Origin of the sequence: Paenibacillus sp. FSL L8-0470, assembly GCF_038008625.1 — a bacterium.
Lineage (GTDB): Bacteria > Bacillota > Bacilli > Paenibacillales > Paenibacillaceae > Paenibacillus_AQ.
Genome location: NZ_JBBOZM010000001.1, coordinates 6,697,337 through 6,719,338, shown reverse-complemented (window position 1 = coordinate 6,719,338; position 22,002 = coordinate 6,697,337). Strand labels below are relative to the sequence as shown.

Sequence of the window (22,002 nt, the reverse complement as noted above, 5' to 3'; positions counted from 1 at the left end):
GAAAAATCAATAAAACAAGGTGTCAATGAAAAATATCATGATTTTTATCCCGAATCCGGCGCTAAAAAATATTTTTCGTGACTTTTACATAAAATTTATGCAATTCCTATTGCGTCACTGAAATGGTAGCGATAACATAGAGGGAGATATGGATTAGATGAACTTGCTTGACAACACTTTCGAGGAGGTAATGCCATGCTGCTTGCAGAAGCTGCTGCGCAAGAACCGTCTAAATTTCATACCTTCGATGTATTTATGATCGCCTTTACCATCCTGATACTCATTGGGGTCATCCGGCTGCTGCGGGCTCCGCAGAAGAACAAATTTGCGATTGGCTTCGGAGTGGTAAGCTTGCTGGTATTTGCGGTTTCGGACTACGCGATGCTTATGCACTGGTTAAGTTGACACAGGGGCACTGCCTGCTTCAAATTCAAGTCAAAACAATTGCAGATTTAAGTTTACCCAAAGACACCTTTAACCGCCAGCTGGCGTGACTAAAGGCGTCTTTTTCAAATTATGCACGTCTTCATATGAGTAAATTGCATTATGTACAACCTGGAACAAGGTCAGAGAGAGCGCCCGGCGAAGGCTGGGGAAATGGGGGAAGAGCATGGTTAAGAAAAGCCTCGGACTGTTGCTATGCGGAGTATTGCTGACAGGAATAGGAGGCGGATCGCTTTCTGCGCAGGGGGCGCCGTTTCCGGATGGCTTGCAGACTGCGGGGAATGTATCGTCTTCAGGAAAGATCAAAGAAATAGGAAGTACCCTGACCGGCAGCAAAAAGAGTGCAGCCTCGATAACCGATCCGGTACCGCAAATTATCAAAGAGGTTTCCCCGTCGGTAGTAGGAATCATCGGCAAATATTCAGAAGATCGCTCTAATGCACCCAATGACCGTTTTAATCTGTCCCATGGATCAGGTATCATCGTCAGGGCAAACGGCTGGATTATTACGAATGCGCATGTGATGAAGGGGCTGCAGAATGCTGTGGTCGTTACATCGGACGCGAAGTCCTACAGCATCACAAATACGTATCTGGATGAGGTTAGTGATCTGGCACTGATCAAGATCAATGCCAAGGCATTAAAGCCTGCGAAGTTTGCACAAGCTGCTGCCAGCATTCAGGTTGGCGACAAAGTGATTGCCATCGGTACACCCATTTCCTTCTCGCTGCGAAATTCTGCTACGGTAGGGGTGGTCAGCGGTCTTAACCGTTCAGTGGATGCTGCCTATCGGCTCATCCAGAGTGATACAGCGATTAATCCAGGCAACAGCGGCGGTCCGCTCGTCAGCATGAAAGGCGAGGTGCTGGGCGTGAACAGTCTGAAATTTGCCGCAGTAGGCGTAGAGAATATGGGATTTTCTATCCCGTCTGATACGGTGCAGTACATTATGAACCAGCTGTTCAAGTATGGTGAGGTAAAACATCCAAGTCTTGGCCTGGAACTGGAGGAAAGCTGGTCTGCTTTAGTGGGCCTGCCCTCCCAAGATCCATTAACAGTTACGAAGGTCATCTCTGCGGAAGCAGACAAGGCAGGGATTCTTGAAGGGGATGTTTTATACGCGATTAACGGCCACCGTGTCGGCTCCTTAGTGGATGTTAATGAACTTTTCAAAAGCTACGCACCGGGTGCGGTGGTAAATTTGCTTATGCAGAGCGACGGCGATATTGTTACCCGGAAGCTCACGCTTGGCCAGGGCGATCCCCTGATAAACAATGAAGAAGCTGATGTGGAAGGTGATGCTGATGGACAAGCGGAAGAGTAAAAAGGCACTGGGAAGAGAGGGGCGGAATAGGGACCGCAGATATACTTTTCGTGGTCTATCTACAATGATGCTTGCTCTGTTGCTGCTGCTGACTGTGCTCCCGGCCACAGAGGTGCACGCGGCGGAGAAAGCCGAGCTGCAGCTCACCCTTAAGGTCGGCAGTCCGGCTGCAACGGTGAATGGCAAGGAAATTACGATTAAGCAGCCTTTTATGAAGAATGGTACCGTCATGGTGCCGCTCGGCGTGTTTAAGAAAACATTTGGCAGCACGGTTTCCCTCGAACCCGGCGATGTGGTCAAGGTGATGTACGGACGGCATACGGGAACGATGGTGATAGGCAGCAGCACTGCCTGGAAGGATGGCGTCAAAATCAAACTTGCTGCACCGCCGCATATGGTCTCCGGGGTTTTGATGGTCCCGCTGAGGTTCGTGGCGGGAGTGCTGGACGCACGTGTAACTTCCGGCAGCAACGGTGAGCTGGTAGTGTCGCTTGTGCCATCGGTCACTGAAGAAGAGGCGCCCGGGGATAGCGGCATTGACAGCGATGTCGGTAAGACCCGGATAGGGAACAGCTATTTTCAGTGGAGCATGAATTATCCTCCCGGTCTGGTAGTTGGCGACAGCGGCGGCAATGGAGGTGTGGCTACCTTTATGAATTCAGAGAATCAGTATTATCTGGAGGTTCATGCCTCACCGCAGGAGAATCCGGCAGACCCGGAACAATTGCTGGACGGGCTGCTCCGCTCGGCTGAGGAAGGCGGGGAAACGATTTTGGACCGGGAAACTTATCCGAATGCCGTTGTACCCTACGCGCGAATTGTCAGCAAGGATTCCAGCGGCGCACTGTGGGAGAACAGGCAATATAATGCCGGAGGGAGACTCTATGAGCTGTATCTGACCGATGACAATGCAGTAAACTATAAGGATTTTGATAAATATGCGGTGCTGTTGAACTCCTTCCGCCCAACCTTTGACCCGAATGATAAAAGCCAACGTGATCTCTCCACAGTAAAAAACGGGCTGCATGAAGGGTACAATGAGGACTACGGCATTGCGCTGCAGGTCCCGGCAGACTGGAGTATGGATGACCAGCATCTGTATTATGAGAGCAAAGAGGGGAGCTATTTGCGTGTGAAAGTGACATCTGCTCCGTCCGGTTCTACGCTGGAAACCTGGAGCAAGGAGTTGGAGGCGCAGATTCGGGCCAACTATGTGGACGGGGCTTATACGATTAAAGATAGCACGTCTGCAAAAGTTTCCGGTCAACCGGCGCGGGTCATTGAAAGTCTGCTGAACCCGGGCAGCGGCTGGATTACGAAATATCAAACCCTGCTGTTGAAGAATGGGCACCGCTATTACGTAGAATATGTGGTAGTTGCCGGTCAGGATGAGGACAAGGCACGGTTCAAGGATATTTTAAGCTCAATTGATATTGATTTTGAATTAATAAAAGAGAACTTCGGGCGGCTGGAAACAGATGACTATCCGGTACTTTACGCTAAAACAGTCAACAAAAGCTCCAAAACCTATGGCTACAGCATTCATATTCCGTCATTATGGACAGCTGTCCAGGATGTCTTTGAAACCCAGAACGTAGAGTACCGCTTCACCGGAGGGCGTTTCCAAATCACTGTGAGCCCCGAAGGTTCGGCAGAGTACACTGTGAGCCAGCTCCAAAGCTACTATCAGAACACGAAAAATGACCCCAAAGGCCCGCAGGTCGAACGTGTGGAGGACATCACCTTTGCCGAAGTTCCAGCCACAAGCCTTACTGTGCACCAGAGCAAAAACGGCATTCCTTACCGCACCCAGCTCATCGTTTTCAGCAACAATGAACGGGTCTATACCCTCACTGTCACGCTAAATGACGCTAACGCAACGCCTGAGCAGCAGGCTCTCATAGACAAGACGCTGAAGTCTTTTGTGTTGGCGGGGGAGGAAAAATAGGCAGGGCATGTTGAGGAATAAGGAATCAATAGTAAATAGGATAATTATTGCAGACGAAGAACGTCCCAAGTTGCCAATTATGGCTGGGGCGTTCTTTTTTTTATGAAGAAATGAGGAGGAACAGGGGAACGGCGGGGACGTTTGGCTAGAAGACATCTATATGCCGAAAAAACTTCTGCTGCAAAATGTCTGGTGGCCACTCTTGGCCTGGAATGGTGATGGTTACCAGAGTCATGTCAAAAATATGGACAGAGAGATTCAGATACTCTTTGAACCGGGACACTTTTTTATCAGGGCTGGGTTGAAGAAATATTCATTTCTCCTTTGACGATGTGCAAGGCGGAAGGGATGGGTTAGGAATAAGTTCGGTTTAAATAATCCGGTTAAAGTCCTTTCCCTGTATAATTTCTGGCAAATCAATGGCGCAAGGCTGTGATATTTGATACAATTAATAAGTTAAAGAGATGGAAATGACCCGTCCATAGGACGGTTTGGGAGGATATAAATGAACGAGCAAGGAATACGCAGGGAAGACGTGGAGCTGTTGGCTCCGGCAGGTGACTGGGAGTGCATGCGTGCAGCGGTGGCAAACGGGGCAGATGCTGTCTTTTTTGGCGTAGAGAAATTTAATGCACGGGCCAGAGCAAACAACTTCCGCTCGGAGGAGCTGCCGGAGATTATGGCATTCCTGCACAGCTATGGCGTGAAGGGGTTTCTGACCTTTAATATACTGGTGTTTGAGAACGAGCTGGCAGATGCAAAAGAATTAATTGATGCCTGTGTAGATGCGGGTGTGGATGCGGTGATTGTACAGGATTTGGGGCTTGTCAAAATGATCCGCGAGATTTCTCCGGACTTCCCGATTCACGGTTCGACGCAAATGACGATTACTTCACCGGAGGCAGTGGAGTTTACGAAGCCCTTCGGGCTGGAGCGTGTAGTGCTTGGCCGAGAGAACAATCTGAAACAGATTCGCACGATCGGTGAGCAGGCCCGCCTGCCGATGGAAGTTTTCGTGCATGGAGCACTATGTGTGTCCTATTCAGGGCAATGCCTGACCTCGGAAATGTGGGGGGGACGTTCCGCGAACCGCGGGGAGTGTGCCCAGGCCTGCCGTTTGCCGTATGACCTGATGGTCGACGGTGAAGTGAAGCCGATGGGTGATGTAACCTATCTGCTGTCTCCTAAGGATCTGGCGGCCATTGATCTGATGCCGGAGCTGATCGAAGCGGGTGTGACCTCTTTCAAAATAGAAGGCCGTCTCAAAACCCCGGAGTACGTGGCAAACGTGGTGAGCAAGTACCGTAAGGCTATTGACCGGTATTTTGACGGGAACTGGTCTCCGACCTCTAAGGAAGATATCCGTGAGCTGCAGCAGAGCTTTTCCCGCGGCTTTACGCATGGCTTCCTTGAGGGAACAAACAACAAAAAGTTGGTTGACGGGACTTTCCCGAAAAGCCGTGGTGTGTATATGGGCACGGTGGAGCAAATTCTCCGTGATGGCGTAGTTTGCCGCATTCATGCTCCGCTTAAACGCGGAGACGGCATCGTGTTCGACGCCGGTGATCCGACCAAGAAGGAAGAAGGCGGACGCGTGTATGACCTGCGCCGCAAAGGCGTGAAGCTTGAGGGCGAAGCCGGCGAAGGCTGGATCATCGACATTGTGCCTGGTCGCAACGATGTGGATTTGCGCCGCCTGCATGTCGGTGACCGCATCTGGAAGACCAATGATCCGGCGCTCGACAAGGCGCTGCGCCAGAGCTACGAAACCGAGAAGCCGTACCGCGTCTTCCCGGTTCATGTCAAGGTGGAAGGCCGCGCAGGAGAGAAGCTGGCTACATGGTGGACGGACGTGCAGAAGGACGTGACTGTCCGTGTGGACTCGGAGCTGCTGCTGGAGACTGCGCAAAAGCGCCCGATGGACGCCGCCCTGCTGGAAGAACAATTCGGCCGCCTGGGCGGGACCGTGTTCCAGCTTGAGGCGCTTACGTCGCAGCTGGAAGGCGACGTGATCGTGCCTATGCGCGAGCTGAACAGCATCCGCCGCCAAGCGGTGGAGCTGCTTGCCGGCGAGCGCCCGAAACCGCCCGTCTACGTGAAACGGGCGGTAGAGATCTATAGCGACGCTTCCCGCAGGGACGTCGCTGCAAGCGGTGATGCGGAGCTCACCGCGCTGTGCCGCAGCCTGCCGCAGGTGCAGGCTGCCCTCGAAGCCGGCGTAAGAAGCATTTACGCCGACTTCGAATTTATCAAGCAGTTCCCGGCAGCGGTAGACGCTGTCCGGGCTGCGGGGGCCAGCATCACGCTGGCCACGCCACGTATCCATATGCCGGGCGAGAACGGCTATCACGCCAATATTCTGCGCCTGCAGCCGGATGCTGTGCTGGTGCGCAATACCGGCGCGCTGTATTATTATCTGCGCCGCCGCGTGGAGCAGCCGGATGCTGTGCATCCGCGGCTGATTGGCGACTTCTCGCTGAATATCGCCAATCATAAGGCGGTGGATCTGTTCCTGGAAGCGGGCTGCGATGTGGTCACGCCTTCTTATGACCTGAACATTCAGCAAATGGTTGATCTGCTGGACCGCAGCGACACCTCACGGATGGAGGTTGTGATCCATCAGCATCTGCCGATGTTCCACACCGAGCACTGCGTGTACTGCACCTTCATGAGTGAAGGCACAGACTATACGAACTGCGGACGCCCTTGCGAGGAGCAGCGTGCATCTCTGCAGGACCGGATCGGCATGTCCCATCCTGTCCGCGTGGATGAAGGCTGCCGCAATACCGTGTACAATGCGGTTGAACAGTCAGGCGCGGAATACTTGAACAATTTCCGCGAACTGGGCGTTTCTTCTTTCCGCGTCGAATTTCTGGAAGAAACACCGGAGCAGGTTGCCGAGGTCATTAGTCTCTACTCCCGTGCGCTCCGTGGTGAAATCTCCGGCACGCAGGTATGGAAGAGCCTGAAAGCCACCAACCAGCTTGGGGTTACACGCGGACAGCTCGTCAACGCGAAGTAAAGAAGAGTAGGACTGGCTTACCAATCCCATGGTAACCCAGTCCCTAGCTCCGATTCTATGCAGAGCCAGTGTGGCAAAGGAGGGGTGATGAATCCTCCATGACGCACTGGCTCTTTTTGTCTGCAGGATTATTCTTACAGGAGGATTAACCATTTAACTGCCAAAAACCATCCATAACTGCTATAATCAAAATAATTATGCATTTTACCATATCATCTAAAACCGGAAAAAGAAAAGAATACGAAGGAGCTATATGATGAAGATCCGTAAAGCGATTATTCCCGCTGCCGGTCTCGGAACCCGTTTTTTGCCCGCGACCAAAGCGATGCCCAAAGAAATGCTGCCGATTGTAGACAAACCAACGATTCAATATATTGTAGAGGAAGCCGTTGCTTCCGGCATTGAAGACATCATCATCGTGACGGGTAAAGGCAAGCGCGCGATTGAAGACCATTTCGACAACTCATTTGAGCTGGAGTTCAACCTGGCTGAGAAACAGAAGTGGGAGCTGCTGGAGTCTGTGCGCAAATCCTCCGAAATGGCTGACATTCACTATATCCGGCAAAAGGAACCGCGCGGACTAGGACATGCTATCTGGTGCGCCCGCAAATTTATCGGGAATGAACCGTTCGCTGTATTACTCGGAGACGATATTGTTGAAGCGGACAAACCTTGCCTTAGACAGATGATTGAGGTTTACGATCAATATAAATCCTCCATAGTTGGAGTTCAGCCGGTGCCTTGGGAAGAGGTATCCCGATACGGTCTTGTAGATGGTACACCCTTGGCTGAACGTGTCTACAAAGCCAACCGGCTGGTAGAGAAACCGAAGCGTGAGGACGCACCGTCCAACCTGGCAATCTTGGGACGTTATATACTGACTCCGCGTATTTTCGATATGCTCGGAGAACAACAGGTTGGAGTAGGCGGCGAAATCCAGCTTACGGATGCTATTGCCCGTTTAAGCGAAGTGGAGCGGATCATCGCCTACGACTTTGAAGGCAAACGCCATGACGTCGGCGAGAAGATGGGTTTCATCCAGACGACGATTCATTATGCGCTCCAGCATGAGGAACTTAAGGAAGGTTTGCTGCAGTATCTCCAGGAAGTGATCCAGAGCGAGGCTCAGAAAGTCGGTAATTAACTGAGTCCGGTACCCTTATATCTGAGCACGGCATTTACCATAACATAAAATAAATAAGAGCGTTCCGCTGTCTATAACTGCGGGACGCTCTTATTTATTTTTCGAACTAAAGACTTATAAGACGATGTTCATAGTTCCCATTGCAGCGGGCGCTGGTTCCATATGCAATATCGCCCGCTGCCTTGTTGTCCTGTTAATTACTCTTGAAATGATGTGCTTGCAATTTCAGTAATTCTTTCAATTTCCGCAGGATCAGCAGCGATTAGCTTATTATACACATCCTGATCGAGAGCGGTGTTGGCCTTTTGTTGAGCAGCAAGGTACCAACGGGCAATTTCGCGGTTAGTAGCATCAGTATAATTCTCACTCAATCCAAGCTTCAATGTTGCGGCAGCAACCTGAGTTTGACCTGCCATGAACTGAATTCGGCCTGCATTCAAAGAAATTACTGAAGGAATGGCCTGGCCCTGCAAGTCTGTCGTTATCTGACGATAGGCTTCGAGGCCGATCTTAAGATTAAGCTGTTTAACATCGTTATTCTTTTGAGTGAAAGCCTGTTGAGCCAGCTCGTAGGAACGGCTAATAAGCGCGCTATACCAGTTCGTATCCCAGAGGGTGGCACTGTTTACGATATCAGCATAGTTGTCGTTAAAGCCTAGTTTTAACGTTGCTGCCGCAGTATCATTTTCTCCAGCGAGCAACTGCATTCTGCCGATATTTAAAGCAATGTTTGGGGTGATCGAGAATGGACGGCCTTGCAGCTGCTCAGGAGGCAAAGTTTTCAGGTGTTCCACTCCATCAGCCACATGCTTGTAGGCATCAAAGCCACTATTCAGGTATTCCTGCTTTTTAGCTTCATCCTTTTGCACACTTGCTGCATTTGCAAGCGCTTGGGACCGGCTGATTATTGTCTCATACCAATCAATGTCCCACACAAATTTATCGGCATTATCAAGGTAGACGCCCAGGGCAAGATCGCTCTGCCCCTTAAGGTCATAATATCCGACTAATTGCTTCAACAAATCCTTATTATAAGGCTCGTCCTTAAGTGCACGTGAAATTACAGTGTAGGCCTCCTCCAGATACTGCCCATCTTGGGTTTGGCTAAAGACTTGCTGATCCATGGACGATAAGTATATCGCCGATTCCGGGTGGAATGGACGGTCTTTCAGGGCAGCTACCAAAGGTACTTTAATTTCCTCATAAGATTGGCTGACGCCGATCAGTTTTTTGGCTTTCATTGCGTCATTGCTGGATCCGATATAGCTTATCGATATAAAGACCAGATAGATGGTGCCGATGGTGAGTACAGCCAAGTAGCCGATACGCAGTCCGGGTTTACTCCAGCCACGGCGAAGCGGTTTGCTGTCCATGACAGCGGCCATTCCAGCCAGTCCAAGGAAGACAAGGATCCCCATAAAGGCATAGCTTAGGTTGAAATCCAGCAAGCTGTGGACGAGAATGGACAAGGCGATAATCAGGAAGAAGAAGCCATTATCAAATTCATCTTTCTCCCGTTTCACATAACTGCGGATATATTTATAGAAAATGTATCCGATGAAGCCCATAAATACGATGAATCCGACAATTCCAACCTCAATCAGATATTGGAGGAAGAAATTATGCGCCTGGCGGCTGGTATAAGGGTTATTCTGATAGTGCTCATAGAGAGAAGCCCAGCCTCCGCCTCCCGCGCCCAGAATCGGATAATCTTTAACAACCTTAAGAGCATCTTTATAGAAAGTGAACCGCTCTAGTACACTGTGCTGCTTGAAGTTGATATTCTCCAGCCGCGTTTCAATATTATCCGGCAGAACACTACGGACGCTTGTACCAATGAGCAGGAAAGCCGCCATTCCAACAAGTAAGATCGATACCAGTGGAAGCCACAGCCCGGAAAACTTACGGGAAGACATGCCGGATAGCTTTGCTTCCAGCCAAGGTGCAACAACACGCTGAACCGCCCACCCAAGAGCAGCAACGACAGCAGAGGCCCCAAGCAGGTACGCCCAAGCTTTAAGAGCAGCCCCTGAAGTGAAGCTGGTATTCAGCTCTAGTCCCAGCGTAGTCAGCGGATTTGTAACGAGCAGGGCTGCAAGGCCGGAAATGGCAATGTGGATAATCCAGAGAATTTGCTGAGCAGGTTTCAGGAACAGCAGCAGCAGGATGAATACCACAGGCAGCATGACGAGCCCGCCACGGGACAACGTCAACAGCAGCGATACAATAATGGGCACAAGCATAAATCCGTGAGTCAGCGTACCGTACCATTTTTTAGAGCGGACCAAAGCAAATACGGCCACAAAGAGAAAAGCCATCAGGAAGGCTGCATAGGTATTTGCGTATTGGAATATGGAAGTCAACCGAAGACCATTGGAATCGGTCATAACCGCATCCAAATATTTACCATTACTTACGGTATTGGAGAACCAGCCAACCAGACTGCCGGCAAATTTCGAGCTGCCAAGCCAATTCAATAGTCCGAATCCCACAATAAAGTAAGCAACCGCCAGGACAGCGTTTTGGATGACAACATTTACTTGCTTTTGCTTCAAGAGATATAACGCTATAATGAATATTGCAATGTACATGCTCTGAATTAACAGCAGGTTCATCGCCATATAATGCGAGGCTGCACCAAATAGTGACAAAGCATACGTTATTGGAAGCAGCAGTGAGGCAACAGCCAGCAGATCGCGCTGCTCCTCAAGCTTGAATTTATTGAAGTAGAGGCCCATCCACACCAATAACATCAGGCCGCTAAGCAGAGCAGACACATAGACCGGTTTTTCAAAATCAATCTGTTGTCCGTTAAACACCCCCACCTGAAACGGGGTCCAAACCAAAAACACAATAAAAGCGACAACTAATGCCCATATGGGGCTGGATATCTTTTCAACATTTCTCGACTGAACAGCATTTTTTCCGTATACTGGTTTAGACACGTTTTAATCTCCTTTTCTTGTAGGTACGTGGATATTTTAGCATAGCATATGGGCAGAGTCAGTAAAAATCGAGTTTTGAAGATGATTTAGAAAAGAGCTAAAACAAGTAAAATTATACTCAAATAAAACTATGAAAGCTAATTTCCATGAAAGGAAGATTGTTTATGAAAGGAATTATACTGGCTGGGGGGTCTGGAACCAGACTTTATCCTTTAACGATTGCAATATCAAAACAAATTATTCCGGTATATGATAAGCCGATGATTTATTACCCTTTATCAGTGTTGATGCTTGCAGGAATTCAAGAAATCCTCATTATTTCAACACCAAGGGATATTAATGGTTTTAGGGAATTGTTTGGTGATGGTTCACATTTAGGGTTGAACATTTCATATGCTATTCAAGAAGAACCAAGAGGACTTGCGGAGGCATTCATTATCGGTGAAGAATTCATTGGCAATGAACCTGTCTCTCTAATTTTAGGAGATAATATTTTTTATGGTCAAAGTTTTGGACGGTTTCTTCAAGAAGCAGCAGAGATAAAGAGCGGTAGCACTATTTTTGGTTATTTCGTAAAAAATCCTGAAGCATATGGCGTGATTGAATCAGATGAGAATGGAAAGGTTATTTCAATAGAAGAAAAACCTGACACCCCCAAGTCAAATTATGCAGTGCCAGGTCTTTATTTCTACGATAACCAAGTAGTGGAAATTGCAAAGAGCATCAAGCCATCCGCAAGAGGGGAGCTTGAAATAACAGAAGTGAATAATGAGTATTTGCGCAGAGGAATGTTGAATGTCAAACTTCTTGGAAGAGGGATGGCATGGATGGATACTGGAACTCATGATGCAATGCTTGAAGCGAGTAATTTTGTTGAGGCAATACAGAAGCGGCAAGGGTTATACGTTGCTTGTATAGAAGAGATTGCATTTAAAAAGAAATATATTACAAAAGAACAACTATTAGAGCTGGCTAAGCCACTTCTGAAAACAGATTACGGAAAATATTTAGTAATGGTAGCAGAAGATTTTATATAACTATTCATTTTTAGTTAGAAAATTTCAATAAAAATAATTATTCTTATCAGGAGGGAATTATGGGACAATTTTTATTTCATAAGACTAATATTGAAGACCTTGTTGTAATTGAGCCGCAAGTATTTGGAGATAGTCGCGGATACTTTATGGAGACATATAATTATAATGATTTTAAGAACACAGGTCTGGATATGGTATTTGTTCAAGATAACCAATCCAAATCAAAAAAAGGGGTGCTTCGAGGACTTCACTTTCAAACCCAGTTCCCACAAGGAAAGTTAGTACGTGTTCTCTCCGGTGAAGTATTTGATGTCGCCGTTGATTTGCGAAAGGGATCACCCACATATAAGCAGTGGCATGGAGTTCTACTATCTGGAGAAAATAAAAAGCAGTTTTATGTACCTGAGGGGTTTGCTCACGGCTTTGTTGTATTATCTGAAGAAGCTGAGTTTGTTTACAAATGCACAAATTATTATCACCCAGAATATGAGAGTGGTATCCTCTGGAATGATCCGGAACTGAACATTGATTGGAAGATTAAAGATGTGGATGTTTTGCTCTCAGAAAAGGATAAGAAGCTCAAAACACTGGCGGAATTAGGATTATAATTTTTTGTTAGCAAAAAAGTATTCAAATAACAACTAAGGGGAAGAATGAATGTCTACAAATCATGGGATTAATAATGATAATACTACATTAGATGCTGGGATGGCATTTTCAAAAACTATATTGGTAACAGGTGGTGCAGGATTTATTGGAAGTAACTTTGTGTTGCAGATGGCTGCGAAATACCCCGATTATAGGATAATTAATCTTGATGCATTAACTTATGCAGGTAATTTAGATAACCTTAAGAATATAGAAGGAAACACGAACCATGTATTTATTAAAGGAGATATCTGTGATAGTGAGTTGGTTAACAGGATTTTTGAAGAATATGAGCCAACTTCAGTTGTGAACTTTGCTGCGGAGTCGCATGTTGATCGAAGCATCGTTGATCCGCAGGTTTTCCTGAGAACAAATATTATGGGGACACAGACGTTATTGGATGTCTGCAAAAATCATTGGTCAACTAGATCGGATACAAAATATGTTCAAGTATCCACTGATGAAGTTTATGGCTCTCTTGGGGAAACTGGTTATTTTGAAGAAACGACTCCATTAGCACCAAATAGTCCATATTCTGCAAGTAAGGCTTCTGCTGATATGTTTGTTAGAGCCTACTATGAGACTTTTGGATTGAATATTTCGATTACAAGATGTTCAAATAATTATGGACCTTATCACTTTCCTGAAAAATTAATTCCTCTAATTATCTCAAATGCACTTGAAGATAAAGAAATCCCTGTCTATGGGGATGGCTTAAACATTCGGGATTGGCTATTTGTAGAAGATCATTGTAAAGCAATTGATTTAGTTCTACATAAAGGTAAAGCAGGTGAAGTGTATAATGTTGGCGGACATAATGAGAAAGGGAATATTGATATAGTTAAACTTGTTCTGAAAGAACTAGGGAAATCCGAGACTTTAATTAAATATGTCAAAGACAGAGCTGGACATGATAGAAGATATGCCATTGATGCAAGCAAAATTAAGCGGGAATTGGGCTGGGAACCTGAAGTTATGTTTGATGAGGGTATATTGAGAACAATTAGATGGTACTTGAATAATAAGCAATGGTTAGACAATGTTAAGAGTGGCGACTATAAAGAGTATTATTCTAAAATGTATAACGAAAAATAACACTTAGGTATTTGTAATACCATTTAGGAGAAAAAATATGAGAGTGCTTGTAACCGGTGCTAACGGTCAACTTGGGCATGATATGCTTTTATGTTTAAGTAGGCATAATATAGACTGTTTGGGCGTGGATAAGGGGGATTTTGATTTAACTGAATTGGAAGTAACTGCTCAATTTATTAAAGAGTACAAGCCTGATGTTCTAATTCACTGCGCTGCGTTTACCAATGTGGATTTAGCTGAAAGTGAGATAGAGAAGTGCTATGCGTTAAATGTAGATGCGACAGCTAATATTGCTCTTCAATGTAAGTTGGTTGGTTCGAAATTAGTCTATGTTAGTACAGATTATATCTTTTCTGGTGAGGCTGAGAAACCTTATGAAACGGGTGATTGGGCAGAACCAGTCTCTGTTTATGGCAAGACCAAATTATTAGGTGAAAAATCGATTCAAGAAAATATGGATAAATACTTTATCGTTAGAACTTCATGGTCGTTTGGAGTGAATGGCAATAATTTTGTAAATACCATGTTACGCCTTGGAAGTGAAAAAGAAGCTGTAGATGTAGTATGTGATCAGGTAGGGTCACCTACTTATACAAAGGATTTAGCTGAGGGTATCGTTAAAATGATCAGAACGTCTAACTACGGAATTTATCATGTAACTAATGACGGATTCTGCAGTTGGGCTGATTTCGCTGTTGAAATATTTAGGCAGTCTGGACTAAAGACAAAGGTCAATTTTATTACATCTGATAAATTCCCTTCCTTGGCCAAGAGACCCAAAAATTCAATGCTTTCCAAAAAGAGCCTTTGTGAAGGGGGATTTCAGCTCCTGCCAGAGTGGAAGGATGCTTTAAAACGCTACCTGACGGAGGTAGAGTTTAGGAGATCAGAATAAAATAAATGTTAGGGAAGATAAAAAATGAAATATTTTGATAATTTTTGGAAATATAAAGGTTTGTTAAAGGAATTTGTGGTAAGGGATTTGAAGATAAAGTATCGTCGTTCAGTACTAGGATATTTATGGAGTTTATTGAATCCTTTGCTAATGATGATCGTGATGACCGCAGTCTTTTCAAGTATATTTCGATTTGATATTCCTAATTTCCCGATCTATCTCCTTTCAGGTCAAATTATTTTCAACTTCTTTTCTGAAGCAACTACCGTTGCAATGAGTTCAATTATAGGAAGCGGCGGATTGATAAAAAAGGTATATGTCCCCAAGTACATATTTCCTCTTTCGCGTGTGATTTCTTCCTTCGTTACATTATTATTTTCTTTGGTTGCTATTATTATTGTAGTTATTGCTACTAATGTGAAACTTACGCCACTAGTGCTCCTATTCCCACTTCCTCTTATATATGTATTTATATTTGCCACAGGGATAGGGCTTATTATGTCGGTGCTTGCCGTCTATTTTAGAGACATGTTACATCTTTATTCGGTATTATTATCAGCATGGATGTATTTAACACCTATTATTTATCCAATAAACATAGTTCCTGATTACGTAAAGGGCATTATATATGCTAATCCAATGTATTATTTTGTGCAATCATTTAGAGATATAATATTGTACAATCAATTACCAAGTATGCAGACTAATTTGATGTGTATTGCTTTTGCTCTATCTGCATTTTTAATAGGATTAATAGTATTCTATAAAAATCAAAACAAATTTGTATTGCATATTTAAACTTTACGATGTGAAAGGGAAAAATTATGTCACACTATGCAGTAGAAATACATGATGTCTCAATGCGGTTTAACTTAGGACGGGAAAATATCACAAGTCTTAAAGAATACATGATTAGATTGCTGAAAAAAGATATTACAAGGGATGAATTTTATGCTTTAAAGAACGTTTCATTTAATATTGAACGAGGAGATTCTTTTGCCATATTAGGAAGTAATGGATCCGGAAAAAGCACATTGCTAAAAATAATATCGGGTATCTTTAAACCAACAATAGGAGACGCAATCGTAAAAGGAAGTGTGTCCCCATTAATCGAATTGGGCGCAGGTTTTGATATGGAATTGACTGCTAAGGAAAACGTCTTCTTAAATGGAGCGCTGTTAGGCTACTCGAAGAAGTTCTTAATGGAAAATTATGATGATATTATCGATTTTTCGGAATTGCATGATTTTCAAGATGTTCCTCTAAAGAATTTTTCATCTGGAATGACAGCTCGGTTAGGCTTTTCAATTGCAACTATTGTGAAACCGGATATTTTAATAGTGGATGAGATACTTTCAGTAGGTGATTATGCATTTCAAGAAAAGTGCGAACAAAGAATGAATGAACTTACAGCAGGCGGAGCTACCCTTATCTTGGTTTCACATTCAATTGATCAGGTCAAAAAGGTTTGTAGAAACGCAGCTTGGATAAATAAGGGCGAGCTAATGGGTGTAGGACCAGTAAATGAAATCTGTGAGTTGTACAGTAACCATTAAGAAATAAAAATTCAAGAGGAGTGTATATTTTGCTTATCAATAAGACAATTGTTGTTACTGGAGCTGGAGGATACATCGGTCGATTTGTTGTTAAATGTCTGTTAGATCTAGGTGTGAATGTTACAGCCATTGATTATAATACGGAAAAAATTGATGACCGAGCTAACAAAATGGAGGTCAATATATTCTCAGATAATGCCAATATATATGAAGAACTCGGGAGCCCCGATTGTTGTTTGCATTTAGCTTGGAAGGATGGATTTATTCATAATTCCGATGCCCATTTAAAATTCTTGCATTCTCATTATAACTTTGTAAAAAGAATGGTGGATGGAGGCTTGAAGCAAATTGTTGTCATGGGGACAATGCATGAAGTGGGATACCATGAGGGGGAAATCAATGAGAACACCCCAACTAATCCCCATTCTTTATACGGTATAGCCAAAAATAGTTTGCGTCAGTCACTTGAAGTATTGTTGAAAGATAAAGATGTTGTATTTCAATGGCTACGGGCGTTTTATATTTATGGAGACGATTTGAATAATAAATCAATTTTTTCTAAAATCATCGAAAGTGTAAACGAAGGGAAAGAAACATTTCCTTTTACGACCGGAAAAAATAAATATGATTTTATAACTGTTGATGAGTTGTCACTCCAAATAGCATTAAGTGCAATTCAAACAGAGGTCACTGGGACCATTAATTGTTGTTCTGGTAGTGCAGTATCATTAGCAGATATGGCTGAAAAGTTTATCGAACGTAACGGTTATTCTATAAAACTTGATTATGGTGCTTACCCTGATCGTCCTTATGATTCTCCTGCGATTTGGGGGAATAATGTGAAAATTCAGGAGATAATAAAGAACTTTAAAGCAATACAATAAATAAATGATTTTGTATTTGGATGGGGGAAAAGGTTTGTTACTATCAAATAAAAAAAACATTAATAGACTAGGGATATTCTTTTTTTATGATAAAGATGGGATAGTTGATAATTATATAACTTATATGCTGGAAGACATGAAAAAGAATGTCTCTGATTTGCTCGTTGTGTGCAATGGAAAGGTAACTCCCGAAGGTAGACAGAAGTTACAAGAAATTACCGAGGATGTCTTTGTACGTGATAATACAGGCTTTGATGTGTGGGCATACAAAGAAGGTATGCAGTACTATGGATGGGATAAACTTAGAGAATATGACGAAGTTATCTTCTTTAACTTCACTATTTTCGGTCCTTTGTATCCATTCAAAGAAATGTTCGATTCAATGGATGAAAAAGATGTGGACTTCTGGGGAATAACTACGTATCATGGAGCTCCTTACGATCCATTTGGTAAAATTAAATATGGTTATCTTCCAGAACATATCCAATCTCATTTTATTGTTGTGAGAAATGATATGTTAGTTAGCTATGAGTTTAAGAAGTATTGGGATGATATGGGGCCTATTACCTCTTATGAGGAAGCTATATGTTATCATGAAGCGATATTCACTAAAACCTTTAATGATAAAGGTTTTAAATGGAAAGCTTATGTAGACACCTCGGACATGTTAAAACATTCTCATGCACCAATACTAATGGCGGCATTGGAATTGGTGAAAAATAGAAGCTGTCCTATAGTTAAAAGAAGATCCTTTATTCATCATTACGCGGACTTCCTGAACTATACTACGGGGGAGCAGTCCGTCGATATCTATGAGTATATAAGGGATAATCTGGATTATGATGTAAATTTGATTTGGGATAATATACTACGCGTGAATAATCAGGCTGACATTAAAAGAAGCCTTCACCATAATTATATTCTCCCTACAAATATGGTCAAACCTCTTGAAGTATCTTCTAATAATAAAAAAGTAGCATTAATAATGCATATTTATTTTGAGGATTTGATAGACTATTGTTTCAACTACGCACAATCAATTCCTTCGTATGCAGATGTATATATAACAACAAATACTGAGAAGAAGAGAAAGCTTATCCAGGAAGTATTCAGCAAGCTTGAATGTGCTAAATTAGAAGTTATTGTTATTGAAAATAGAGGACGAGATGTTAGTTCGCTATTAGTGGCTAGCAAAGATTTCTTACTTAATTACGACTATGTCTGTTTTGCACATGATAAAAAAACTACTCAAGTAGAGCCGCACTCTGTTGGTGAGTCATTCTCATACAAATGCTTCGAGAATATTTTGCACAACAGAGCGTTTGTAGAGAATATAATTGATACCTTCGAGGAAAATCCAAGATTAGGGTTATTAACTCCACCGCCTCCTAATCATGCGCATTTTTATTCAACAATTGGTTCTGAATGGGGCGGGAATTTTCAGAACACTGTAGATCTTGCAAAGAAACTTAAATTAAAAGTAAGTTTAAACCCAAACGATGAGCCTACTGCTCCTTTGGGAACTATGTTTTGGTTCAGACCAGCTGCATTAAAAACACTTATAAAATATGATTGGAAGTATGAAGACTTCCCGAAAGAGCCTAATCAAAATGATGGGTCAATTCTACATGCGGTTGAGCGCATCTATCCTATAGTTGCACAACATGAAGGATACTATTCTGGATGGGTGCTGGCAGATTCCTTTGCGAGAATTGAGATCACTAATCTTTATTATATGATACGAGAAATTAATAAGGTGTATTTCGATAAATGTGGACCAACAATTCATTACTCGATGGTTACCAATATGAAAAAAAACATGGTGATAAAATTATCATATCTTCAAAAAATAAAAATGAAAATGAAGAAGACATTACCAAAACGCAGTATAGATATATTAAAGAATGTAAAGTTTAGAATGATGAGGAAATAATATTGCATAGGGGAAACGATATTACAGTTGCATAAACGGAAAGAGGCATACGAATGGTTTTTAGTTCATCAGTTTTTTTATTTTTCTTTCTGCCAATTGTATTGTTAGTCTATTATCTACTAAAAATTGAATACAGAAATGCTTTTCTTTTACTTGCTAGTTTGATTTTTTACGCTTGGGGAGAACCGGAATTTGTATTTGTTATTATTCTATCTATACTAATAAATTATGTTTTCGGTATAGCAATACACTATGCGCGTTCTCTTAATGCTAATTTTAGCAAGATTATGATGCTTGTTGGAGTTGCAGCAAACTGTGGACTTTTATTTTACTTCAAATATTTCGATTTTTTTATTACGAGTATAAATCAACTTTCAGGAGCAGATCTGGCTTTAAAGCATATCATCTTACCCATAGGGATTTCTTTCTTTACCTTTCAAGGTCTTTCTTATGTAATTGATGTTTATCTCTGTAAAGTTAAAGTTCAGACAAATCTCTTAAAGTTTGCTTTATTTAAAGCGTTTTTCCCACAACTTATTGCTGGTCCTATTGTTAGATATGTCGATGTGCACGATCAAATAGATGACCGTATAACTACCGTAGATGATTTTGCATACGGTATAAGGCGCTTCGTAATGGGTTTGGGGAAAAAGGTGATTATTGCAAACACCTTGGGACAGGTAGCGGATAATATCTTTAGCCTTCCGCCTCATCAAAACACATTAGCTACGGCCTGGATTGGAGCGATTTGTTATGCTTTTCAAATCTACTTTGATTTCTCTGGATACTCAGACATGGCAATCGGACTTGCAAGAATGTTTGGATTTAAATTCAAAGAAAATTTCGATTTTCCGTACATCTCTAAATCAATAACTGAATTTTGGAGAAGATGGCATATATCTCTTTCCTCATGGTTCAGAGATTATTTATATATTCCTCTTGGCGGTAATAGAAGAGGCAATGTATATGTTAATTTGCTTATTGTATTTATTGTTACAGGCTTATGGCACGGTGCAGCATTCAATTTTATTGTTTGGGGTTTATGGCATGGTATGTTTCTCATTATTGAACGTTTTTTCAAAAAGAAAAAACAATTACCTATTCCGAAGTTCATTTCTTGGTTATACACTTCAGTAGTTGTAATTATAGGCTGGGTATTATTTAGAGCCTCCAATTTATCCGAGGCGGTTGAGTATCTGAAAGTAATGTTTGGAATTCAGCCTTCATATGATGTCGGGTTTAGTGTTGGATATTACTTGAATCCAATGGTTATCACACTGCTATTAATAGCGTGTATTGCATCGATGCCTATATCTAAATATTTAAGGGACAACGTAGGAGGATTCGAAGAACAAACTATTTTTAGCATGGTTACCCAAAACATCTACATTGTTATAATTTTAGTTTTGTGTATGATGTTCCTAGCAACCTCGACATATAACCCATTTATTTATTTCAGATTCTGAAGGGGTCTTTACATGAAAGCATCAAAGTTTTTAAATATCTCAATTGTGGCAATCTTTATTGTGGCAATCGCTGTTCCGTTAATAACGGTTAATAAAACTTCGGGAAAGATATCTGTTGCTGAAAATAGGGCACTGGCTGGATTCCCAAACTTTAAAACGGCTGAGGGAAGTCTGAACACTCATTTTATTAAAGATTTTGAAAATTGGTTTAGTGATAATATGGGCTTGAGAGATAAGCTTGTTATGACTAATACTAAGCTTCAATATAATCTTTTTGGTACATTGACAAAAAAAGATACTCTGATCGGTAAGAATGATTGGTTATATTATGTCAATTCCGATATTCTTAAAGATTATCAGAATTTAAATCTCCCAACTAATGAGCAACTTGTAAATTGGGGAGCATCGTTAAAGAAGATAGATAACTACTTACAAAAAAAAAACATTCCATTTATAACTATGCTAAATTTGGATAAGAAAACAATTTATCCTGAGAATTATCCAAATACGATAAAAAAAGTAGGTCATGTTTCAAGGACTGATATGATTGAAGAATATTTTTCAAAGGATACTTCTTTGAATTTTTTCACTCCTCAAGAAGCGCTGATAAAGGCTAAGGAGAAGGCTACTGTATACTCTCCAAATTATGATAATGCTCACTGGAATTACTATGGTTCTTTTATTGGATATCTAGAACTTATGAATAAAGTTAAAAAATATTATCCTAATGTAAAGATTCTATCTTGGGAAGATTATAATATAACAAAATATAATCGCAAAACCAAAATTTACAATTCTATTTCATTTTCTGAAGAAGACTATGGACTTAATTATACTAAACAACCTACTTCAGTCAGAACATATGGCCTTTTAGATAACTTGAATCTTACTTATAGTAATGAAGCATACACTTACAGCAACAGTAACAAAGCCTTGCCCAAAGCACTTATCGTAGGAGACAGTTACTTCTATGGATTTTTAATCCCTCAATTCGCTGAGAGTTTTTCGGAGTTAACCTTTATACATGCCGACAATATCGATCGATTGCAAAGCTTTGTGGATCTTGTACATCCGGATATTGTTATTTACGAAAATGTTGAAAGAATGTGGGATCACACTATGGGGATCTTGGAGAATTCAAAGGAACTGATGGTGGATTATAGTGAGTTTTCTCATTTACCTAAGTTGGGTAATCCAGATGTCTGGATTGATTATTTTAATAATCAGCCAGTATCGGAACAAAACAAATTTGTCATAAACAACAGTAGTGAAACAGTTAATATTATTGGGTGGGCATTAGATAAGGAAAATAATAAAGTTGCCGGTGGAGTATTTCTAAAAGTAGGCGATAAATATTATGCTGGTAATTATGGAATTCCACGTGAAGAGGTAGCTGCCACTTATAATAATTCAAGTCTCACGGAGAGTGGTTTTACATTCAATATTAAAACTAGTGAGTTAATAGAGCAAAAACAGGTTAGCTTAATTGTGATTTCAAATGATTTGAGTCATCAATTTTCCCCTATAGGAATAGATATTGAGATTAAATGATGATTAAAATTTAGGTTGTAAAGAAACTCAGGTCATTTTTAGACCATGGGTTTCTTTTTATGTTATAGGTATTATTTTTAGAAAATGAAGAAAAATCCTCCTTTTTCGCT

16 protein-coding genes are annotated in these 22,002 nt (G+C 42.2%); 15 read left to right on the top strand and 1 reads right to left on the bottom strand.

All coding sequences use genetic code 11. From position 1 onward, the window contains the following. Positions 1 to 195 precede the first annotated feature (195 nt). The 5 genes from NST99_RS30700 to galU all read left to right on the top strand — a co-directional run bounded on the left by NST99_RS30700 (position 196) and on the right by galU (position 7,882). Positions 196 to 405 carry a hypothetical protein gene (locus NST99_RS30700; protein WP_038597219.1) on the top strand — a complete coding sequence of 70 codons (210 nt, stop codon included), beginning with the start codon at positions 196 to 198 and terminating at the stop codon, positions 403 to 405. A 184-nt stretch (positions 406 to 589) separates the two neighbouring features. Beyond that, positions 590 to 1,768, top strand: coding sequence for a S1C family serine protease (locus tag NST99_RS30695; protein ID WP_445745053.1), 1,179 nt, complete (start codon positions 590 to 592; stop codon positions 1,766 to 1,768). Then, positions 1,719 to 3,716 carry a stalk domain-containing protein gene (locus NST99_RS30690; protein WP_341096695.1) on the top strand — a complete coding sequence of 666 codons (1,998 nt, stop codon included), beginning with the start codon at positions 1,719 to 1,721 and terminating at the stop codon, positions 3,714 to 3,716. The genes NST99_RS30695 and NST99_RS30690 overlap by 50 nt, the downstream gene beginning before the upstream one ends. A gap of 505 nt (positions 3,717 to 4,221) precedes the next feature. Beyond that, positions 4,222 to 6,738 carry a DUF3656 domain-containing U32 family peptidase gene (locus NST99_RS30685; protein ID WP_341096693.1) on the top strand — a complete coding sequence of 839 codons (2,517 nt, stop codon included), beginning with the start codon at positions 4,222 to 4,224 and terminating at the stop codon, positions 6,736 to 6,738. A gap of 256 nt (positions 6,739 to 6,994) precedes the next feature. After that, positions 6,995 to 7,882: a UTP--glucose-1-phosphate uridylyltransferase GalU gene (gene galU / locus NST99_RS30680; protein WP_341096692.1), complete on the top strand. Its 888-nt coding sequence runs from the start codon at positions 6,995 to 6,997 to the stop codon at positions 7,880 to 7,882. 197 nt (positions 7,883 to 8,079) lie between these two features. On the opposite strand, the gene NST99_RS30675 is transcribed toward galU, so the two are convergent. Further along, complete coding sequence (locus tag NST99_RS30675) at positions 8,080 to 10,827, bottom strand: O-antigen ligase family protein (protein ID WP_341096689.1); 2,748 nt, start codon at positions 10,825 to 10,827, stop codon at positions 8,080 to 8,082. Positions 10,828 to 10,991: 164 nt separating this feature from the next. Between NST99_RS30675 and rfbA the strand changes: the two genes are divergently transcribed. The 10 genes from rfbA (at position 10,992) to NST99_RS30625 (ending at position 21,892) form a co-directional block, all read left to right on the top strand. Further along, entirely contained in the window at positions 10,992 to 11,864 is an 873-nt protein-coding gene (rfbA, locus tag NST99_RS30670; protein WP_341096686.1) for a glucose-1-phosphate thymidylyltransferase RfbA, read from the top strand. Between the two features lie 59 nt (positions 11,865 to 11,923). Then, the gene (gene rfbC / locus NST99_RS30665; RefSeq protein WP_341096685.1) at positions 11,924 to 12,472 is read left to right on the top strand and encodes a dTDP-4-dehydrorhamnose 3,5-epimerase; all 549 of its coding nucleotides are present in this window, start codon (positions 11,924 to 11,926) and stop codon (positions 12,470 to 12,472) included. A 100-nt stretch (positions 12,473 to 12,572) separates the two neighbouring features. Continuing rightward, positions 12,573 to 13,607 (top strand): dTDP-glucose 4,6-dehydratase, encoded by a 1,035-nt coding sequence (gene rfbB / locus NST99_RS30660; protein ID WP_341097800.1) that lies wholly within the window; start codon positions 12,573 to 12,575, stop codon positions 13,605 to 13,607. Positions 13,608 to 13,644: 37 nt separating this feature from the next. Beyond that, positions 13,645 to 14,502, top strand: a complete 858-nt coding sequence (gene rfbD, locus NST99_RS30655; RefSeq protein ID WP_341096683.1) for a dTDP-4-dehydrorhamnose reductase — start codon at positions 13,645 to 13,647, stop codon at positions 14,500 to 14,502. Between the two features lie 24 nt (positions 14,503 to 14,526). Continuing rightward, positions 14,527 to 15,300: an ABC transporter permease gene (locus NST99_RS30650; protein WP_341096682.1), complete on the top strand. Its 774-nt coding sequence runs from the start codon at positions 14,527 to 14,529 to the stop codon at positions 15,298 to 15,300. A gap of 26 nt (positions 15,301 to 15,326) precedes the next feature. Further along, positions 15,327 to 16,058 carry an ABC transporter ATP-binding protein gene (locus NST99_RS30645; protein ID WP_341096680.1) on the top strand — a complete coding sequence of 244 codons (732 nt, stop codon included), beginning with the start codon at positions 15,327 to 15,329 and terminating at the stop codon, positions 16,056 to 16,058. 29 nt (positions 16,059 to 16,087) lie between these two features. Next, a complete protein-coding gene (locus NST99_RS30640; protein WP_341096678.1) occupies positions 16,088 to 16,942 on the top strand; it encodes an NAD-dependent epimerase/dehydratase family protein in 855 nt (284 codons plus the stop codon). Positions 16,943 to 16,958: 16 nt separating this feature from the next. Then, positions 16,959 to 18,875: a rhamnan synthesis F family protein gene (locus tag NST99_RS30635; RefSeq protein WP_341096676.1), complete on the top strand. Its 1,917-nt coding sequence runs from the start codon at positions 16,959 to 16,961 to the stop codon at positions 18,873 to 18,875. A gap of 53 nt (positions 18,876 to 18,928) precedes the next feature. Then, the gene (locus NST99_RS30630) at positions 18,929 to 20,341 is read left to right on the top strand and encodes an MBOAT family O-acyltransferase (RefSeq protein ID WP_341096674.1); all 1,413 of its coding nucleotides are present in this window, start codon (positions 18,929 to 18,931) and stop codon (positions 20,339 to 20,341) included. Positions 20,342 to 20,353: 12 nt separating this feature from the next. Beyond that, positions 20,354 to 21,892: an alginate O-acetyltransferase AlgX-related protein gene (locus NST99_RS30625; RefSeq protein WP_341096672.1), complete on the top strand. Its 1,539-nt coding sequence runs from the start codon at positions 20,354 to 20,356 to the stop codon at positions 21,890 to 21,892. Positions 21,893 to 22,002 lie beyond the last annotated feature (110 nt).

Excerpts from the sequence above, each read along its gene's own strand:
- NST99_RS30650 (WP_341096682.1), top strand. The coding sequence starts at position 14,527 with ATGAAATATTTTGATAATTTTTGGAAATATAAAGGTTTGTTAAAGGAA.
- rfbD (WP_341096683.1), top strand. The coding sequence starts at position 13,645 with ATGAGAGTGCTTGTAACCGGTGCTAACGGTCAACTTGGGCATGATATG.
- NST99_RS30690 (WP_341096695.1), top strand. The coding sequence starts at position 1,719 with ATGAAGAAGCTGATGTGGAAGGTGATGCTGATGGACAAGCGGAAGAGT.
- NST99_RS30645 (WP_341096680.1), top strand. The coding sequence starts at position 15,327 with ATGTCACACTATGCAGTAGAAATACATGATGTCTCAATGCGGTTTAAC.
- NST99_RS30700 (WP_038597219.1), top strand. The coding sequence starts at position 196 with ATGCTGCTTGCAGAAGCTGCTGCGCAAGAACCGTCTAAATTTCATACC.
- rfbB (WP_341097800.1), top strand. The coding sequence starts at position 12,573 with ATGGCATTTTCAAAAACTATATTGGTAACAGGTGGTGCAGGATTTATT.
- galU (WP_341096692.1), top strand. The coding sequence starts at position 6,995 with ATGAAGATCCGTAAAGCGATTATTCCCGCTGCCGGTCTCGGAACCCGT.
- rfbC (WP_341096685.1), top strand. The coding sequence starts at position 11,924 with ATGGGACAATTTTTATTTCATAAGACTAATATTGAAGACCTTGTTGTA.
- rfbA (WP_341096686.1), top strand. The coding sequence starts at position 10,992 with ATGAAAGGAATTATACTGGCTGGGGGGTCTGGAACCAGACTTTATCCT.
- NST99_RS30630 (WP_341096674.1), top strand. The coding sequence starts at position 18,929 with ATGGTTTTTAGTTCATCAGTTTTTTTATTTTTCTTTCTGCCAATTGTA.
- NST99_RS30685 (WP_341096693.1), top strand. The coding sequence starts at position 4,222 with ATGAACGAGCAAGGAATACGCAGGGAAGACGTGGAGCTGTTGGCTCCG.
- NST99_RS30625 (WP_341096672.1), top strand. The coding sequence starts at position 20,354 with ATGAAAGCATCAAAGTTTTTAAATATCTCAATTGTGGCAATCTTTATT.